Genomic DNA, 18,733 nt, shown 5'->3' with positions numbered 1-18,733 from the left:
GGTTACTTTTTTGCGGGGCGCGCAGCCGCGACTGCAAAAAGTGACTCGCCCGGGTGGGCGAAACAAAAACTCTCCAAACACTCAATAAGTAGCCATGGCACGTACTAAAAAAGCATGAGGCCCTGCAGCGTTGGACTTCGCTAACGCTCAACCCAACCTCCAGGCGTCTCCTGCTCAAGAGGTCGGATTGCGACGGTCGACCGCCACAACCCAACCTTCTCCTTACCCGCGCTGCAACACCCCGCGCATGGAGCCGAAATGCCCCGGGAAGGAGCAGAAGAAGGTGTATTCCTTGCCGGCTTCCAGGGCCCCGGTATCGAAGGTCACGGAATCCTTCTCGCCACCACCCAACATCTTGGTATGGGCGATGATGCGTTCGTCGCCCTCGGGCAGGTAGCCCTTGGCTTCGCCCGCGTTCATGCCGGCGGCGTCGACGGCCGAGGCGTCGGTGGAGCGGGTCAGCACCCAGTTATGGCCCATGACGTTCTTGGGCAGGCTGCCGTTGTGGATCAACTCCACGGTAAAGGTCTTGCACGAGGCCGGGACCTGGATGGAAGCGCGGCTGTAGGTCATCTGGTCGCCGGCTTCGATCTGGGTGGTACAGCTGTCAGCGGCCCAGGCGCCGGTACTTCCCAGGGCGAACAGCGCGGCGGCGAAAAGCGTGGATTTCATGAACCCTCCGGATGCGTGAAAGTCGCCAGTCAGACCGATGCGAGGGTGGCGGGTTCCAGCGGCCATGGCAAGGGAGCGGCTCCGCTCTATCGCCTCCATCGAAACCTTTGCCAGGTCGCCAGGCCTTACCTCTGGGTACTATCCCTCCATCACCCGCCAGCCAAGGACGCCCGCCATGACCCTTACCGCCCTGTTGCACGAGTTGTTCGCCAGCTATGCCCAGGCCGCCAGTGGCAATGCGCCGGAAGAGGCTTTCCTCGCGCGATGACGGTGCTTTGATCACGGGTGACGGGCAGCTAGGCTAGGCGTTTTGCCTGCCTAGGAGTCCCCATGTCGCTGAAAACCGTCTGTGTCTTCTGTGGTGCCAAGCCCGGCGCCTCGCCGGTCTTCGCCGAAGCGGCCGCGCACCTCGGGCGTACCCTCGCCGAGCGCGGCCTCACCCTGGTTTACGGCGGTGGCAAGGTCGGCCTGATGGGTGTGGTCGCCGATGCCGCCCTGGCCGCCGGTGGCGAAGTCATCGGCATCATCCCCCAGAGCCTCAAGACCGCCGAACTGGGCCATACGGGCTGCACTCGGCTGGAAGTGGTCGACGGCATGCATGCGCGCAAGGCGCGGATGGCGGAGCTGGCCGATGCCTTCATCGCCCTCCCCGGCGGCCTGGGCACTCTGGAAGAACTCTTCGAGGTCTGGACCTGGGGGCAGCTCGGCTATCACGCCAAGCCGATGGGTCTCTTGGAGGTCGATGGCTTCTACGCGCAATTGGAAGGCTTCCTCGATCACCTGGTCGCCCAGGGCTTCGTTGCCGCGCCGCACCGCGCCATGCTGCAGGTGGAGGCTTCGCCAACCGCCCTGCTAGACGCCCTCGCCACCTGGCAGCCCACGGTGCCGCCGCGCTGGGCCGAAGCGGCACCGCGCTAGCGCCGCTACACCGCCCGTCCCGGGTCTCGAACCCTCGCCGCTTGTGGCCTGTCGGTACTGACAGGCCCGCAAAAGTCACACGAGCGACGAGGATTCCTCCATGACCGATTTTCCCAAAGCCCCGATGCCGGAACAGCAGCAAGAGGTTCCCGGCCTGCAATCGCGCATGAATCCGGTCCCGGATTGCGGTGAGCAAAGCTACAAGGGCTCTGGCCGTCTGGCCGGCAAGAAGGCGCTGATCACCGGTGGCGACAGCGGCATCGGCCGTGCCGTGGCCATCGCCTTCGCCCGCGAGGGCGCCGATGTCGCCATCAGCTACCTGAACGAGCACGAAGACGCCGAGGACACCGCCCGCCTGGTGCGCGAAGCCGGGCGCGAGGCCCTGCTGCTGCCGGGCTGCCTGTCCAAGCGCGAGCAGTGCCTGGCGGTGGTGGACAAGACCGTGGCCGCCTTCGGGCGCATCGACGTGCTGGTCAACAACGCCGCCTTCCAGATGACCCACGAGACCCTCGACGAAATTCCCGACGACGAGTGGGTCTACACCTTCGATGTGAACATCACCGCCATGTTTCGCATCACCCAGGCCGCGGTGAAGCACATGGGCCAGGGTGGCTCCATCATCAACACCACCTCGGTGAATTCGGACATGCCGCGGCCGACGCTGCTGGCCTATGCCACCACCAAGGGCGCCATCGCCAACTTCACCGCGGGCCTGGCGCAACTGCTTGGCGAAAAGGGCATCCGCGCCAACAGCGTGGCCCCCGGCCCTGTCTGGACCCCGCTGATCCCGGCCACCATGCCGCCCGAGCAGGTCAAGGAATTCGGCGGCAACACCCCGCTCGGCCGCCCCGGCCAGCCGGTGGAACTGGCGCCGGTCTATGTGATGCTGGCCTCCGACGAATCCAGCTACACCTCGGGCGCGCGCATCGCCGTCACCGGCGGCAAGCCGATTCTCTGAGTGTTCTCTGCCCCGGCCCGGGCCGGGGCGCCTTTCTTGCCGCTGGAGTCCCCCGATGCTTGGCCAACCCCTGCGCCTTTCCACCCCCTTGCGCACCCATGTGTTCGGCGGTCACGAGATCGGCGAGCGCCTCGGCAAGCGTGGCCTGCCTCCGGGCCGCATCGCCGAGACCTGGGAAATCAGCGACGTACCGGGCAGCAGTGCCACGGTGCTCGACGGTCCCCTCGCCGGCCAGAGCCTGCATGACGTGGTGCAGGCCTATCCCGAACAACTGGTCGCGCCGGGCTGGCAGGGTCCCTGGTTTCCCCTGCTGACCAAGTTCATCGACGGCAGCGGGCGCCTGCCGGTGCATCTGCACGCCGATGACGCCACCGCCCGCCGCCTGGAATGCCAGCCCAACGGCAAGACCGAGGCCTGGCACATCCTCTGGGCCGAACCGGGCGCCACCGCCCTGGTGGGCCTCAAGCCCGGCCAGAGTCGCGAGCGCGTGCGCGACGCCCTGCTGCGGCAGGACTACGACGCCGTCATGCGGCGCCTGCCGGTGCGCGCTGGCGAGACCTTCTTCATCCCCGGCGGCACCCTGCACAGCTTCGGTCCCGGCACCCTGATCTACGAGATCGAACAGACCTCGGACATCCAGCAGCAGGCCATGCCCTGGCGCATGACCGATGGCGAGCCGCTGCCCCACGCCGACTGGCGCGCCGGTATCGAGGCGCTGCTGGACGAACTGGATCTGGATGCCGATCCGCGGGTCACCCCCGGGCTGCGCCTGCCCCTGGGCGATGGGCACGACCGCCTGCTGTGCACCGCCTGCCGGCACTTCGCCCTGGAACGCTGGCGGCTGGCCGGCGCCGGGGCGCCGCCGCTGGACTATGGCTTCTCCAGCGCCCGCCTACTGAGCAACGTCGGGCGTCCGGTACGGCTGGAGTCGGCTGGCTGGAGCGGCATGCTCGGCGCCGCCGAATCCCTGCTGCTACCGGCCGCGCTCGGTGAAATCCGTCTGAGCGGCCCGGCCGACCTGCTGATCGGCTACGTGCCGGATCTGCATCAGGACATCCAGGCGCCCCTGGCCGCCGCCGGCTACGGCCCCGCGGTCATGGCCGACCTGGGTATCGATTGCTCTTCCTGAACTGCAAGCTCACTGACCTTCAAGGAGTCCCCATGAGCGACTATCCCAAGCCCCCACTGAAACCCCAACCCCAGACCTTTCCCGGCTCCGAAGCGCGCATGGATCCGCTGCCCGACAGCGGCGCCGCAACCTATCGCGGCTCGGGTCGCCTCAAGGGCAAGGCGGCGCTGATCACCGGCGCCGACAGCGGTATCGGCCGCGCCGTGGCCATCGCCTTCGCCCGTGAGGGCGCCGATGTCGCCATCGCCTACCTGGACGAGCACGAGGATGCCCGGGAGACCGCCCGCCTGGTCACCGAGGCCGGGCGCCAGGCCGTCCTACTGCCCGGCGATCTGGTCGATCGCCAGACCTGCCTGGACGTGGTGCAGAAGACCGTCGAGGCCTTTGGCCGGATCGACGTGCTGGTCAACAACGCCGCCTTCCAGCAGGTGCGCGACAGTCTCGACGAGATTCCTGACGAGGAATGGGTGCATACCTTCAACGTGAACATCCACGCCATGTTCCGCATCACCCAGGCGGCGGTGAAGCACATGCCGCGCGGTGGCTCCATCATCAACACCGCCTCGATCAACGCCGACATCGCCCCGCCGACCCTGCTGGCCTATTCGGCGACCAAGGGCGCCATCGCCAACTTCACCGCGGGCCTGGCGCAACTGCTCGGCGACAAGGGCATCCGCGCCAACAGCGTGGCCCCCGGCCCGATCTGGACGCCGCTGATCGTCAGCACCATGAAGCCCGACGAACCTGAGCAATTCGGCGCCAGTACCCCTCTTGGTCGCGCCGGCCAGCCGGTGGAGCTGGCCCCGGCCTATGTGCTGCTGGCCTCGGACGAAGGCAGCTACATCTCCGGCGCAATGCTGCCGGTGACGGGCGGGATGCCGGTGCTCTAAGGGTTTTGGCTGGGGTGCCGGGGTTGCCCTCACCCCGGCCCTCTCCCCGAGGGAGAGGGGGTAGATAATTCCGTAGGTTGGGTTGAGCGCAGCGAAGCCCAACGTGGGGTATCCGGCAGCGTTGGGCTTCGACGGTGAAGCCGTCTCAACTAACCTAAGAGGCTTGCCCTCTCTCCGAGAAAAGATTGCTCGGGTAGCCGCGTGGAAAACGCTGCGCGGTTTTCCACCCTACATATCTGGGTTCGCCCTTTCTCCGAGGGCGAGAAAGTAGATGATTCCGTAGGTTGGGTTGAGCGCAGCGAAGCCCAACGTGGGGTATCCGATAGCGTTGGGCTTCGACGATGAAGCCGTCTCAACCCAACCTACCAGGCTTGCCCTCTCTCCGAGAGAAGATTGCTCGGGCAGCCGCGTGGAAAACGCTACGCGGTTTTCCACCCTACGAATCCAGGCAGCGACTGGAAGCCTCGATCAGACGCCCCCTCTCCCCCTGGGAGAGGGCTGGGGTGAGGGCCGCCCGCAGGCCCTACGGCTGGAGGTAGCGCACCATGGCATCGCCGATCATGGTCTTGTGGCGGCGCAGCACCGCCGGTTCTTCCATGTCGATGTCGTGGATGCGGCCGAAGGTGTGGCGGTTGGAGACGCGGTAGAAGCAGAACGAGCACATCAGCAGGTGCACATCCACCGCGTCCAGCCCGCTGCGGATCTCGCCGCTGGCTTCGCCGCGGGCGAGGATGCGGCGCAGGGCTTCCAGCGCCGAGGAGTTGAGGCTGGAGATGGTCTCGGACTGCGCCAGGTGGCGACCGCGGTGGATGTTCTCGATGCTCACCACGCGGATGAAGTCGTCGTGACTGCGGTGATGCTCGAAAAGGAATTCCGCCAGGGTGCGGATCGCCTCCAGCGGCGGCAGGCGGTCCAGCGGCAATTCGGCCTCGTTGCCGCGCACGTCGCTGTAGAGCTTTTCCAGCACCGTCAGGTAGAGCTGCTCCTTGCTGCCGAAGTAGTAGTAGATCATCCGCTTGGAGGTATGGGTGCGCTCGGCGATGGCGTCCACCCGCGCGCCACTCAGGCCCAGGTCGGCGAACTCGGCCACGGCGGCGGCGAGGATGGCCTGGCGGGTCTTCTCGGGATTGTTCTTGCGCGGGGTACGCAGCGTGGGCGCGAGCGCCGGGGTGTCCTGCATCGGGCTGACTCTTGTCGGAGGAGAGGCGCGGGCACCCCGGGGTGCCCGCCTGGCTCAGAATTCCAGGGGCGCCGGGCGACCCTGGCGCGCCTGCAGCATGGCCGCCAGGCGGACCGGGCTGTTGGCGGCGCCGTAGCCACTGTAATCCTTGCGCTGCAGGATTTCGAAGAAGAAGCGGTCGGCGAAGGACTCGGTGTAGACGTGGAACAGCTCGCCGCCCTGGGCATCGCGGTCGTAGAGGACGTTGTAGTAGGCCAGCCGACTGAGGAAGTCGTCGTCGAAATCGAAGCGCGCTCCCAGGTCGTCGTAGTAGTTCATCGGGATCTCCAGCAGGGGCACCCCGGCGGCCTTGGCCTGCTCCACCGCCTGGAAGATGTCCTGGCAGGCGAAGGCGATGTGGTGCACCCCCGAGCCGCGATAGCTGGACAGCGCCCGGGCGATGGCGGTGTTGCGATTCTCCGAGATGTTGAGCGCCAGGCGCACGCTGCTCTCGCGATTCTTCAGGGCGCGACTCTTGACCAGGCCATAGGGGTCCGGGACCACCACCTCGTCGTCGGCGCTGAAATCGAACAGGCTCTTGTAGAACAGCACCCAGCTGTCCAGGGCATCGGCCGGCAGGGCGATGGCCACGTGGTCGACGTGGGTCAGGCCGAGGCCGCCGCTGGCGCCGGCGCTGACGTCGAAGTCGGTGTCATAGAGACTGCGGCCGTCGGCGCCACGATCGGCGAGATAAATCAGGCTGCCATCGGGCGCCCGCACCGCCGGGATCTCGCGCTCGTTGGGACCGACCAGGCCGCGATAGGGCTGCGCCCGGTACTGCTGGGCGCGCTCCAGGGCGGCCTGGCTGTCCGGCACGCGCAGGGCCATGGCGCACAGCGAGGGGCCGTGGGCCTCGAAGAAGTTGTGGCCGAAGGAATAGGGTTCGGCATTGAGCACCAGGTTGATCTCGCCCTGGCGCAGCAGGGTGACGTTCTTGGAGCGGTGCCGGCCGGCCCGGACGAAGCCCAGTTTGCCTAGCCAGCCCGCCAGGTCGGCGCCATGGCCGTCGTCCACGGCGAATTCGAGGAATTCGGTGCCCTCCAGGCGCGGCGCCTCGGGCGGGGCGAACAGCGGCGCAGCCACCGGGCTCTCTTCTCGCTGCAACCGCGCGGCGGTCTGCTCCTCCAGGTAGAGCAGGGATCTCAGGCCATCGGCGGCGGTGGCGCGGGTCTGGGCGGCGCGGAAGCCGTCATTGAAGATCTCCAGCGACAGCGGCCCCTGGTAGCCGGTCTGCAGGATGGGCGCGAGGAAACCGGCCAGGTCGAATTCGCCCTGCCCCGGGAAGCAGCGGAAATGCCGACTCCACTCCAGCACGTCCATCTGCAGCACGGGCGCATCGGCCATCTGCACGAAAAAGATCTTGTCCCCCGGGATCTGCGCGATGCCCGCCGGATCACCACCAATGGACAGGGTGTGGAAGCTGTCGAGTAGCACGCCGAGATTGGGGTGATCGACCGCCTTCACCAGCCGCCAGACCTGCTGCCAGGTGTTGACGTGACGCCCCCAGGCGAGGGCTTCGTAGCCGATGCGCAGGCCACGCGGGGCGGCGCGCTCGGCCAGCAGCTGCAGGTCGTCGGCGATCAGGCGCTCGTCGCCGAGGCTGTCGGCGGCGGTGTTGCTGCATACCAGGATGAGGTCGGTGCCCAGCTCCTGCATGAGGTCGAACTTGCGCTCGGCGCGGTCGAGATTGCGCTGCAGCCGCTCGCGGCGATTGCCCTCGAAGTCGCGGAACGGCTGGAACAGGGTGATCGCCAGCCCCAGGTCCTGGGCGCGCTGGCGGATCTCCCGCGGACTGGCACCGGAATACAGCAGGTCGTTCTCGAAGATCTCCACACCGTCGAAGCCCGCCGCGGCGATGGCCTCGAGCTTCTCGGTCAGGGTGCCGCTGATGGATACGGTCGCGATGGAACGCTGCATGCCGGTGCTCCTGTGTTGAACGGCCACTCCGCGGGCTGGGCCAGGGCGGGGTGACACGGATCTGTCGGGTCTGGTGCCGATTATTCGTGGCGCCCGGCGACCCAACAATGGATTATGTACGAACCGGTTAGTTTCTGTTCGCTGATCGAACAGTTGGGCTTCCGGCGAATTGACCAGTCCCGTTAGCGCCTCGCACTATGATCGTAGAGCCCAGCGCTCGTCGCTTCCGCCGCGTCGACCATAACAAGACAAACAAGAGTGTGCGTCCATGCCCCAGCTATCCACGTTATCCTGCGTCCCCCGTCTCGTCTGCAGCCCCACCGCGCGCAGTCGGCGACGGCCAGGCTAGGTCCTCCCGTCCTTTCCATCTTCGGCTCCCGCGACCCGAGCGAGTTCGTGCGCGGCGCTGAAACCCTCCTGGCCTGACAATAAAATTCCGGAGACAACCATGGCCAATACCGCCTCCCCCACCCCCGGCTCCCAAGCCAAGAAAGCCACTGCCAGCGGCTGGATCGGCTCGGCGCTGGAATACTACGACTTCTTCATCTACGCCCAGGCGGCGGCGCTGATCTTCCCGCAGATCTTCTTCCCCTCCAGCGATCCCAAGATGGCCATCGTCGCCTCCCTCGCCACCTATGGCGTGGGCTATCTGGCCCGTCCGGTCGGTGCCTTCGTGCTCGGTCACTGGGGCGATACCCGCGGTCGCAAGAACGTCCTGCTGCTGTGCATGTTCCTCATGGGCATCGCCACCATGGCCGTGGGCCTGCTGCCCACCTACCACCAGATCGGTATCCTCGCGCCCATCCTGCTGGTGGTGCTGCGCCTGATCCAGGGGTTCGCCGTGGCCGGCGAGATCTCCGGGGCCAGCTCCATGGTGCTCGAACACGCCCCCTTCGGCCGGCGTGGCTACTATGCGAGCTTTACCCTGCAGGGCGTCCAGGCCGGCCAGGTGATGGCCGCGGCGATCTTCCTGCCGCTGGCCTACTTCATGCCCGCCGACGCCTTCAACAGCTGGGGCTGGCGCATCCCCTTCCTGCTCAGCGCCTTCGTCCTGCTGGCCGGTTTCATCATCCGCCGCGAGGTCCATGAGACGCCCGCCTTCGTCAAGGAAGAAGCCAAGACCGAGACCGCCAGCGTGGCCCGGCGCTCGCCCATCGGCGAAGCCCTGAGCACCAGCTGGAAGGCCATGATCCTGGTCGCGCTGATGGCGCTGATGAACGTCATCCCGGTGGTGGCCACCATCTTTGGCGCCGCCTATGCGGTGCAGCCGGCCTACGGCATCGGCTTCGACAAGAGCGTCTACCTGTGGATACCGGTGGTGGGCAACATCGTCGCCGTGCTGGTGATCCCCTTCGTCGGCAACCTTTCCGATCGCATCGGCCGCCGGCCGACCATGATCGGCGGCGCCCTGGGTTCGGGTCTGCTGGCCTTCGGTTACCTCTATGCCATCAGCATCCACAACCTGCCGCTGGCCTTCGTCATGTCGCTGCTGATGTGGGGCGTGGTCTACCAGGGCTACAACGCCGTGTTCCCGAGCTTCTACCCGGAGCAGTTCCAGACCCGCTACCGCGTCTCGGCCATGGCCATCGCCCAGAACATCGGCACCATGTTCACCGCCATGCTGCCGGCGCTGTTCACCCTGGTCGCCCCGCCCGGCACCGAGAACATCTGGCTGGTGGTCGGCGGCCTGGCCTTCGGCGTGACCTGCCTGTCGGCCCTGGCGGCCTACCTGTCGCCGGAGACCTACCGGGTGCCCATGAGCGACCTGGGCAAGCCAGGCGCCCTGCAGATGGACAAGCACTCCTACGACACGGCCCGCCAGGACAGCCTCAAGGCCAGCGTCTGACCCCTCGCGAGCCCTCGCCTGGCGAGGGCTCCGCCCTGCTACCTTGGTAGCCTTGCCGCAAGACATACGTTGTCATATAACTACCCAGCCGAACGCCTCGGTCGCTGCTTTCCGATAATTCAAATAAGAAAGGAATCCCCCATGTCGCCTGCACCCTCCTAGCCGTCCCTCGCGCCACCGCCCGACCTGCCCTCGTCAGATGCCGCCTCCGCGCCGGCAGGGCACCCCTTACCTACAAGAACAAGGAACACCATGAGCACTCGACTCGCTTCCGGCCGGCTCGCCCGTGCCTGCGCCGCCCTTGCCGCCCTCGCCAGCACCACGCCGCTGTGGGCCGCGGACGGCTTCATCGAAGGCACCAAGGCCAATCTCAACCTGCGCAACTTCTACTTCAATCGCAACTTCGTCGATCCGGCCTACACCGCGCAGAACAAGGCCGAGGAATGGACCCAGAGCTTCATCTTCGGCCTGACCTCCGGCTATACCCAGGGGCCGGTGGGCTTCGGCATCGATGCCCTGGGGCTCTATTCGATCAAGCTCGACGGTGGCGCCGGCACCTATGGCACCCAGCTGCTGCCGACCCATGCCGGCAACGAGCCGGCCAAGGATTTCGGGCGCCTGGCGGTGGCCGCCAAGGCCAAGGTCTCCAAGACCGATATCAAGGTCGGCGAGTGGTTCGCCGTGCTGCCGATCCTCAGGTCCGACGATGGCCGCTCGCTGCCGCAGACCTTTCAGGGCGCGCAGATCCACTCCACCGAGATCCAGAACCTGGAACTCTGGGGCGGCCAGATGCGGCAGAACAGCCCGCGCAACGACGCCAGCATGGAAGACATGTTCATGCAGGGCCGCGCCAATGCCACCTCCGACCGCTTCAACTTCGTTGGCGGCGAATACAGGTTCAACGAGAAGCGTACCCAGATCGGCCTCTGGTACGCTCAGCTCGAAGACATCTACCACCAGAAGTTCATCAACCTGATCCACTACCAGCCGCTGGGCAGCTGGACCCTGGGCGCCAACCTCGGCTACTTCATCGGCGACGACGACGGTTCGGCCCGCGCCGGTGCCCTGGACAACCGCACCGCCTATGCGCTGCTCTCGGCCAAGCAGGGCGGCGGCACCTTCTATGTCGGCCTGCAGCGCGTCAGTGGCGACAGCGCCTGGATGAGGGTCAACGGCACCAGCGGCGGCACCCTGGCCAACGACAGCTACAACTCCAGCTACGACAACGCCCGGGAACGCTCCTGGCAGGTGCGCTACGACCACAACTTCGCCGCCTTCGGCGTGCCGGGTCTGACCCTGATGAATCGCTACCTCAGCGGCGACAACGTGCACACCGGCAGCATCACCGACGGCAAGGAATGGGGTCGCGAATCCGAGGTGCAATACGAGGTGCAGAGCGGCCCGCTGAAGAAGCTGCTGATCCGCTGGCGCAACTCCAGCATGAGACGCGACTACAGCGCCAGCGGCTCCTTCGACGAGAACCGCATCATCCTCAACTACCCGATCTCGGTGCTGTAGGGCGCCGGTTCGCGGCTGGGCGGGTGGCCGTTCCGCCCGCCCAGCCGACCGCTGTCGCTTGCCCGGATCGCCCAGGCCTTATACTGTACAAAGATACAGCAAAGAGGCCTCGACATGACCCAGCCCCAGCGCCCGCCACGGGGTCGTGGCACCGCCAGCAATCCGCACAATCGCTTTGCCGCCACCCGCAGCGAGGCCGAGCACGATGGCTGGTACGAGGAAGCCACCCCGCTGACCTTTACCACCGCCGTCCGCCAGGAAACGGCCAAGACGGTGATCAGCCGCAACCAGTCGCCGGACGTCGGCTTCGATCGCTCGGTGAATCCCTATCGCGGCTGCGAGCATGGCTGCATCTACTGTTTCGCCCGCCCCTCCCACGCCTACTGGGACCTCTCGCCCGGCATCGATTTCGAGACCCAGCTGATCGCCAAGACCAATCTGGCCGAGCGGCTGGAGGCGGAGCTGAGCAAGCCGGGCTACCAGCCGCAGCCCATCGCCCTGGGCATCAACACCGACGGCTACCAGCCCATCGAGCGGCAATACCAGCTGACGCGCCAGGCGCTGGAGATCCTGCTGCGCTATCGCCATCCGGTGACCCTCATCACCAAGAGCGCGCTGATCCTGCGCGACCTGGATCTGCTGGTGCAGCTGGCCGAGCGCAACCTGGTGCGGGTGGCCTTCAGCCTCACCACGCTGGATGATGACCTCAAGCGCATCCTCGAACCCCGCACCGCGGCGCCCCAGGCCCGGCTGCGCGCCATGCGCACCCTGCACGAGCACGGGGTGCCGGTGAGCGCCCTGCTGGCACCGATGATTCCCATGATCAACGACCATGAACTCGAAGCCCTGCTGGAGGCGGCCCGCGACCACGGCGCCCGCTCGGCCGGCTATACGCTGTTGCGACTGCCGCTGGAGATCGTCGAGCTGTTCGAGGAATGGCTGCAGACGCACTTCCCCGAGCGTGCCGCCCATGTGATGAGCCTGATCCGGCAGTCGCGCGGCGGGAAGAATTACGACAGTCGCTTCGGCATCCGCATGAAGGGCGAAGGCCAGTTCGCCGAGCTGCTGGCCCAGCGCTTTCGCCTGGCACGCCGCCGCTTCGGCCTGGAGCGTCGCGAGGGCGAAGGCCTGGACTGCAGCCAGTTCGCCCCGCCGGGGGAGCAGCTGGGGTTGTTTTAGCACGGGCGCAGAACGGGGTGCTCCCTCACCCCAACCCTCTCCCAAAGGGAGAGGGGGAAAAGCGCCGCAGCCCCTCACCCCAGCCCTCTCCCAAGGGGAGAGGGGGAAAAGCGACGCAGCCTCGTAGGTCGGGTTGAGCGCAGCGAAGCCCAACGGCGTGGCCTCCCTCACCCAGCCCTCGCCATCCAGCTGCTAGGCTAAACGGCTGTGCCTATCTCCGGAGTCGCCATGACCGCCCCTACCCCGCTCACGCCGGCCCAGGCCGTTGCCGCCGGTATCGACTTCGCCGAACTCAAGGTCGATGCCAGCGGCCTCTACTGGAGTCAGTACGATCCCACCGATGGCGCCACCCGCCTCTGGGTCCGCGAGGCCGGCGCCGCGCCGCGCTGCCTCACGCCGGCGGGGTTCAGCCTGCGCAGCAAGGTCTACGAATACGGCGGCGGCGCCCTCTGCCTGGGCGATCAGGGACCGCTGTTCGTCAATGAAGCCGACCAGGCGGTCTATCGCCAGCCGCGTGACGGCGGCGCGCCCGAATGGCTGGCCGGAGGCGAGGCCTGGCGCTACGGCGATCTGCACTGGGATGGTGTCCGGCAGCAGTTGCTGGCGGTCGAGGAGGATCGCCGCGAGCAGCCGCCGCGCCATCGCCTGGTCGCCTTGAGTGCCGGTGGCGCACGCCAGGTGCTGGCCGAGGGCGCGGATTTCTATGCCGCACCGCGCACCAGCGCCGACGGGAGCCGCCTGGCCTGGATCGAGTGGGACAGGCCCCACCAGCCCTGGACCTGCACCCGGCTGCTGACGGCGACGCTGGACGCCGAGGGACGTCCCGGTGCGCCCAGCGTGGTATCGGCCGATCCCGAGGAATCGCTGCAACAGCCGCTGTTCGATAGCGAGCAGCGGCTCTGGGCGCTGAGCGATCGCCAGGGCTGGTGGCAGCCCTGGTGCGAAACCGTGGAAGGCTTCGCGCCCCAGGAGGCGCCTGCGGCGGATCACGCGGCGGCGCCCTGGCAACTGGGCGGCGCCAGCTGGTTGCCGACGGCGGAAGGCTGGCTGGCGACCTGGCAGGAAGACGGCTTCGGCGTGCTCGGCGAGCGCCGGGCAGCGGGCGAGACCCGCCGCCTGGCCGCGGACTTCAGCCGTTTCCGGGGCCTGGCCCTGGACGACAGCCATTGCTACTGCATCGCCGCGGCGCCCACGCGCCCCTCGGCGGTGCTGGCCATCGATCGCCGGAGCGGCGCGGTGGAGATCGTCACCGGCGGCGTCGCGCCCCTGGGCGACAGCGCCATCGTCGCCCCCCAGCCGCTGAGCTATCCCAGCGGCGATGGCCAGGCCCAGGGCTTTCTCTATCTGCCGGAGCGGCACGGCGAGGGTCCGCCGCCGCTGCTGGTCAGCATCCACGGCGGTCCCACCTCCTGCACCTATCCGGTGTTCGATGCGCGCATCCAGTTCTGGGTGCGCCAGGGCTTCGCCGTGGCCGATCTCAACTATCGCGGCAGCAGCGGCCATGGCCGGGCCTACCGCCAGGCGCTGCACCTGCGCTGGGGCGAGGTGGACGTCGAGGACGCCTGCGCGGTGGTCGACCACTTGGGCGCCCAGGGCCTGGTGGATCCGACACGGGCCTTTATCCGTGGCGGCAGCGCCGGTGGCTACACGGTGCTCTGCGCCCTTGCCTTCCGCGACGTCTTTCGCGCCGGCGCCAGCCTCTATGGCGTCAGCGATCCCCTGGCGCTGGCCAAGGTCACCCACAAGTTCGAGGCCGACTACCTGGACTGGCTGATCGGCGATCCCGAGGCCGATCGCGCGCGCTACGAGGCGCGGACGCCGCTGCTGCATGCCGAGGGCATCCAGGCGCCGGTGATCTTTCTGCAGGGCCTCAAGGACGCCGTGGTGGTCCCCGCTCAGACCGACGCCATGGCGGCCGCGCTGGAGGCGCGTGGCATACCGGTGGTGGTCAGGCGCTATCCCGACGAAGGCCATGGCTTTCGCCGAGCGGCCAACCAGGCCGATGCCCTGGAGCAGGAAGCCGCCTTCTATCGCCGCTGGCTATAACGGCGGCGCGCTCAGAAAGTCGGTCCAGGCCGACGCTGAGCGCGCCTGGCCCGTATAGAATGGCGCTTTAGCCGTCGAGTTCTTGCATGCCCTTCGTTCGCCGCGGTATCGAAAGCATCGTCTCCACCTGGCTGGCCGGCCTGCTGCTGCTCCTGCCACTGGTGCTGACCCTGGCGCTGATCGGCTGGATCGTCAGTTTCCTCAATGGCCTGATCGGCCCCAACACCACCCTGGGCCGGTTGTTCGTGGCGGTCGGTCATCCCTTCGTCGGCAATTCCATGGCGGCCTATGGCCTCGGCACCCTGCTGCTGCTGGTGCTGCTCTATCCGCTGGGGCTGGCGGTCAAGCTGGGGCTGCGTCGGCCACTGGGCTGGTTCGCCGACATGACCTTTCGCCGCATTCCGGTGGTGGGCAAGCTCTATGGCCTGGCCGAGCGCTTCGTCGAGTTGCTCGATCGCAAGGAAGGCGGGGCGGACATCCGCGCCATGAGTCCGGTGTGGTGCTTCTTCGGGGGTCAGGGCGTGGCGGTGCTGGCACTGCTGCCCAATCCGGCGGTGATCGACATCGAGGGTCGTCACTATCACGCCGTGCTGGTGCCTTCGGCGCCGGTCCCCGTGGGGGGCGGCCTGCTCTATGTCCCGGTGGACTGGGTGAAGCCGGCGGACATGGGCATCGACATGTTCACCAGCATCTATGTCTCCATGGGCATCACCCTGCCGCCAGTGGTCAAGGATCGCCAGGTGGAATTCATTCCCCTGGAAGAAGCCGTGCGCCGCCAGCAGGAAAACGGGACGGCCGAGGAGCCGCCCCGCCAGCCTCGATAAGGATTTGCTAAAAGGTCGCCGAGCGAAGGTCAGGCAAGGCAAAAACTAGCGAGGAAGCGGAGTTTACAAATAGTAAATGAGCATTCCGAGCTGGTTTTTAACGCAGCATCACCGAGCGCAGGCACTTTTTAACCTTAGTTCTGCACCGCCTGGACCGAGCCCCCATCCACACGCAGGTTGCTGCCGTTGATGAAGGAAGCGCGCTCGGACACCAGCAGGGCGATGGCCGCGGCCACCTCTTCCACCTTGCCGCGGCGCTTCTGCACGATGCCGGGCCGTTCTTCGTCGAGAAAGCTTTCGATGGCTTCTTCGAAGGAGACGCCCTTTTCCTCGGCGCGCTTTTCCATCATGCCGTCGGTCATGCCGGTCTCGATAAAGGCGGGGGACACGGTGTTGCAGAGCACGCCGTGGGCCGCTTCCTTGTACGACAGGTTCTTGATGAAGGCGGCCAGGGCCGCCTTGGCCACGTTGTAGACGGCCTCTTCCCAATAGGGCTGGACGGCGTTTTCCGAGGTGATGCAGACGAAGCGACCCCAGCCGCGCTTGCGCATGCGCGGAATGGCGGCGCGACCGACGCGCACGGCGGAAAAGAAGTCGGTGGCCCAGGCCTCCTCGTAGTCGGCATCGGCCAGTTCCAGGGGATCGCCCTTGGCGCCGGTGACGCCGGCGGTGTGCACCACGATGTCGATCTGGCCGAAGCGGGATTCACCCTGTTCCACCAGCCGGTCCACCGCGGCCTGGTCGGTCATGTCGGCGGCGATCAGCAGCGTATCGCCCGGCAGGCCCTTGGCCGCCTCTTCCAGCTTGCCCTGCTCCAGGTCGGAGAGCACCAGCTTGACGCCCTCCTCGGCCAGCAGCTTCGCCGTGGCCAGACCCATGCCACCGCTGGCACCCGTGATGAGGGCGACGCGCCCCTTGATTCCCAGATCCATACCGACCTCGCTCGCAGATTTTTTCAATGCCGTGATCCGGCGTCTCTGATTCCGACTCGCCACGAGGCGCCGTTGCGCTTACCGTTCGGCGGAAAGCGCAACGGCAGCCCCGTCTGCCGGTCCAGATAGGCAAGACCCCTGGGAAGTTCAAGATGCACGCACCCCGCCTGCCCCTGACCCTCTTTCACGACGGCGCCTGCCCGCTGTGCGCCCGCGAGATCGCCTGGCTGCGGCGCCACGCCGACCCCGGCCAACTGCAGCTGGTGGACCTGGCCGCGCCGGACTACCCGAACCAGGCGCCGGTCGATGCGCCACCGCGCCAGGCCATGCTCGATCTGCTGCACGCCCGGGATGCCGACGGCCGCTGGTTCAAGGGTCTGGACGCCACCTACTGGAGCTGGCGCACCGCCGGCCTCGGCCACTGGGCGCGGCCGCTGGCCTGGCGGCCGTTGCGGCCCCTGCTGGAACTGGGCTATCGCCTGTTCCTCAAGCTGCGCCCGGGTCTGACCTGGCTGCCCCATCCCGAGGGCAGTCGGCGGTGCCAGGATGACGTCTGCACCCTGGACGAGCCGCGCGACCGCTCGCGCCGGGGCTGACGCCGCCACTCGCTCGCATCCGCTTCGGTCCCGCAGACGCGCGGGCCCACCCTGCTGGCATCCGGCCAGGGTTCGCCTGCAGGCGCGTCTCGGCTAAACTGCGCGGCTGCTCGCGTTACGGATCCTGACATGTCTGCTGCTCTACCCGCCCGCGCCCTGGGCCTCGACTTCGGTACCTCCAACTCCACCGCCGGCTGGTTCAGGCCCTCGGGCGAGGTCCTGCTGCCCCTTGAAGAGGGCAAGGCCACCCTGCCCTCGGTGATCTTCTTCAACGCCGAGGAGCGCCGTCCGGCCTATGGCCGCCAGGCGCTGCACGAATACCTGGAAGGCTACGAGGGGCGCCTGCTGCGCTCGCTCAAGAGTCTGCTCGGCTCCAACCTGCTCAAGGGCGAGACCAGCATCCTCGGCAGCGCCCTGCCCTTCACCGAGGTGCTCGGCCTGTTTCTCGGCACCCTCAAGCAGCGCGCCGAACAGCAGGCCGATCGCCCCTTCGACGCCGTGGTGCTGGGCCGTCCGGTGCACTTCGTCGATGACGATCCGGTCGCCGACCAGGAAGCCGAGGACACCCTGGCCGCCGTGGCGCGCCAGGTGGGCTTCAGCGACATCTCCTTCCAGTTCGAACCCCTCGCCGCCGCCTTCGACTACGAGCGCAGCATCGAACGCGAGGAACTGGTGCTGATCGTCGACATCGGCGGCGGTACCTCGGACTTCTCCCTGGTGCGCCTGGCGCCGGAGCGCCGTGCCCTGGCCGATCGCGCCGGCGACATCCTCGCCACCGGCGGCGTGCACGTCGGCGGTACCGACTTCGACCGCCAGCTGAGTCTGGAAGGGGTCATGCCGTTGCTGGGCTACGGCAGCGCCATGAAGAGCGGCGCCACCATGCCCACCAGCCACTACATCAACCTGGCGACCTGGCACACCATCAACGCCGTCTACGCCAAGAAGAGCGTGCTGGCCCTGCGCGACATGAGATACGACGCCCAAGACACCCGCTGCATGGACCGGCTGTTCAAGCTGATCGAACAGCGCGCCGGCCACTGGCTGGCGATCCAGGTGGAAGACGCCAAGATCGCCCTGACCGACGACTGGCGCCGCACCCTGCGCCTGGATCGCATCGAGACCGGCCTGGCCGCGGATCTGGAACGCCCGCTGTTCGACGCCGCCATCGCCCTGCAACTGGAACGCCTGAGCCGTGGCGTGGACGACCTGCTGGCCCGCGCCGATCTGGATCCGGCGCGGGTCGACAGCCTGTTCTTCACCGGCGGCTCCAGCGGCATCCCGGCGCTGCGCCAGGCCCTCGCCAGGCGCTTCCCCGGCGCCCGCCTGGTGGACGGCGATCGCTTCGGCAACATCGGCAACGGCCTGGCCATCGAGGCCTTCAAGCGCTACGGCTGAGTCCTTCGATACTGTTGGGGCCGGCGTCGACTCCGCATCAGGCTCGCTTGCCGGCCGCGCTCCGCCGCGATCTCGCTACCGCGAGCCAAGCCGCCGAGATCCCGAAGTAGCAGGCACCGAAAGCCACATAAGGCGTCACGCTGGAAACCTCCAGCGGGACGCCTTCAGTCGCCTGCTTCACGAAGAATCCACCCGCCAGGGCGGATTGAGCGCCACTCAGGATCATCGCCCACTGGCCAGCGGACGTCCGCCAGCGTCGTATCGCCACCGCCAGCTGGAAAAGCCCAGCGGCCATGGCCCAGACCCCGAACACCCCGATCGCGGCGCCCATGCCAGACGTCAGTGCCAGCCCTATCGCCACCGCGAAGCCCAGACTGACGACGGCGTTGAGCCGCTGGCCAGCGTTGTGCCGCAGTCCGCCGCTCTGGCGGGCATCGAGGACGTTCGCCAGGGCATCCCACGCAGGGTAGAGGACGAGCAGGAGCGGCCCCGCCCAAGCCGTCGCGTGGCCAAGGGCGAGGGCCAGCGCGATCCACAGCAGCGCAACCGCCGCCCTGAGCAAATAGTAGCGTTGCAGCCAGGGGCTGCCGGTCGAAGCGCCTAAGGCATGACTCATGGAGTACTCCAGCGGTGTTCATCCAAGGAACGGCAAAAAGGCTTGCCGAGAAAAGCAGCCACTCACCGGGCGAAACGG

At 67.3% G+C, this 18,733-nt stretch carries 16 protein-coding genes; 11 read left to right on the top strand and 5 right to left on the bottom strand.

Annotation, left to right across the window (positions count from 1 at the left end; all coding sequences use genetic code 11):
- Positions 1–222: 222 nt before the first annotated feature.
- A complete protein-coding gene (gene azu / locus POR01S_RS18740) occupies positions 223–672 on the bottom strand; it encodes an azurin (RefSeq protein ID WP_027600955.1) in 450 nt (149 codons plus the stop codon).
- A gap of 330 nt (positions 673–1,002) precedes the next feature.
- Between azu and POR01S_RS18735 the strand changes: the two genes are divergently transcribed.
- From POR01S_RS18735 to POR01S_RS18720, 4 genes are all read left to right on the top strand, one after another.
- Entirely contained in the window at positions 1,003–1,590 is a 588-nt protein-coding gene (locus POR01S_RS18735; protein WP_027600035.1) for a cytokinin riboside 5'-monophosphate phosphoribohydrolase, read from the top strand.
- A gap of 100 nt (positions 1,591–1,690) precedes the next feature.
- On the top strand, positions 1,691–2,548 hold the full coding sequence (locus POR01S_RS18730; RefSeq protein ID WP_042137614.1) for an SDR family oxidoreductase: 858 nt from the start codon (positions 1,691–1,693) through the stop codon (positions 2,546–2,548).
- A 55-nt stretch (positions 2,549–2,603) separates the two neighbouring features.
- Positions 2,604–3,677 (top strand): class I mannose-6-phosphate isomerase, encoded by a 1,074-nt coding sequence (locus tag POR01S_RS18725; protein ID WP_042137612.1) that lies wholly within the window; start codon positions 2,604–2,606, stop codon positions 3,675–3,677.
- A 32-nt stretch (positions 3,678–3,709) separates the two neighbouring features.
- Positions 3,710–4,567: a glucose 1-dehydrogenase gene (locus tag POR01S_RS18720; RefSeq protein ID WP_027600032.1), complete on the top strand. Its 858-nt coding sequence runs from the start codon at positions 3,710–3,712 to the stop codon at positions 4,565–4,567.
- Positions 4,568–5,090: 523 nt separating this feature from the next.
- Here the strand turns inward: POR01S_RS18720 and POR01S_RS18715 are convergent.
- On the bottom strand, positions 5,091–5,747 hold the full coding sequence (locus POR01S_RS18715; protein ID WP_007160977.1) for a TetR/AcrR family transcriptional regulator: 657 nt from the start codon (positions 5,745–5,747) through the stop codon (positions 5,091–5,093).
- Between the two features lie 54 nt (positions 5,748–5,801).
- The gene (gene quiC / locus POR01S_RS18710; RefSeq protein WP_042137610.1) at positions 5,802–7,703 is read right to left on the bottom strand and encodes a 3-dehydroshikimate dehydratase QuiC; all 1,902 of its coding nucleotides are present in this window, start codon (positions 7,701–7,703) and stop codon (positions 5,802–5,804) included.
- A gap of 448 nt (positions 7,704–8,151) precedes the next feature.
- Here quiC and POR01S_RS18705 point away from each other — a divergent pair, with 448 nt between their 5' ends.
- From POR01S_RS18705 to POR01S_RS18685, 5 genes are all read left to right on the top strand, one after another.
- Entirely contained in the window at positions 8,152–9,549 is a 1,398-nt protein-coding gene (locus POR01S_RS18705) for an MFS transporter (protein ID WP_027600030.1), read from the top strand.
- Between the two features lie 252 nt (positions 9,550–9,801).
- A complete protein-coding gene (locus POR01S_RS18700) occupies positions 9,802–11,067 on the top strand; it encodes an OprD family porin (protein ID WP_042137608.1) in 1,266 nt (421 codons plus the stop codon).
- A 114-nt stretch (positions 11,068–11,181) separates the two neighbouring features.
- Positions 11,182–12,246: a PA0069 family radical SAM protein gene (locus POR01S_RS18695; protein WP_027600962.1), complete on the top strand. Its 1,065-nt coding sequence runs from the start codon at positions 11,182–11,184 to the stop codon at positions 12,244–12,246.
- Between the two features lie 228 nt (positions 12,247–12,474).
- The gene (locus POR01S_RS18690; protein WP_042137606.1) at positions 12,475–14,292 is read left to right on the top strand and encodes an alpha/beta hydrolase family protein; all 1,818 of its coding nucleotides are present in this window, start codon (positions 12,475–12,477) and stop codon (positions 14,290–14,292) included.
- 86 nt (positions 14,293–14,378) lie between these two features.
- Complete coding sequence (locus POR01S_RS18685; protein WP_007160983.1) at positions 14,379–15,116, top strand: DUF502 domain-containing protein; 738 nt, start codon at positions 14,379–14,381, stop codon at positions 15,114–15,116.
- 134 nt (positions 15,117–15,250) lie between these two features.
- Here POR01S_RS18685 and POR01S_RS18680 read toward each other — a convergent pair whose 3' ends face one another.
- Positions 15,251–16,048 carry an SDR family NAD(P)-dependent oxidoreductase gene (locus POR01S_RS18680; protein ID WP_027600025.1) on the bottom strand — a complete coding sequence of 266 codons (798 nt, stop codon included), beginning with the start codon at positions 16,046–16,048 and terminating at the stop codon, positions 15,251–15,253.
- A 152-nt stretch (positions 16,049–16,200) separates the two neighbouring features.
- On the opposite strand from POR01S_RS18680, the gene POR01S_RS18675 reads away from it, so the two are divergent.
- Together POR01S_RS18675 and POR01S_RS18670 are read left to right on the top strand one after the other, a co-directional pair.
- Positions 16,201–16,644 carry a thiol-disulfide oxidoreductase DCC family protein gene (locus tag POR01S_RS18675; RefSeq protein ID WP_027600965.1) on the top strand — a complete coding sequence of 148 codons (444 nt, stop codon included), beginning with the start codon at positions 16,201–16,203 and terminating at the stop codon, positions 16,642–16,644.
- A 129-nt stretch (positions 16,645–16,773) separates the two neighbouring features.
- Positions 16,774–18,039, top strand: coding sequence for an Hsp70 family protein (locus POR01S_RS18670; protein ID WP_007160986.1), 1,266 nt, complete (start codon positions 16,774–16,776; stop codon positions 18,037–18,039).
- Between the two features lie 37 nt (positions 18,040–18,076).
- Here POR01S_RS18670 and POR01S_RS18665 read toward each other — a convergent pair whose 3' ends face one another.
- A complete protein-coding gene (locus tag POR01S_RS18665) occupies positions 18,077–18,655 on the bottom strand; it encodes a membrane protein (protein WP_042137604.1) in 579 nt (192 codons plus the stop codon).
- Positions 18,656–18,733 lie beyond the last annotated feature (78 nt).

Origin of the sequence: Pseudomonas oryzihabitans NBRC 102199 (assembly GCF_000730625.1) — a bacterium.
GTDB classification, from domain to species: domain Bacteria; phylum Pseudomonadota; class Gammaproteobacteria; order Pseudomonadales; family Pseudomonadaceae; genus Chryseomonas; species Chryseomonas oryzihabitans.
This window is presented reverse-complemented; position numbering and strand designations above follow the sequence as displayed.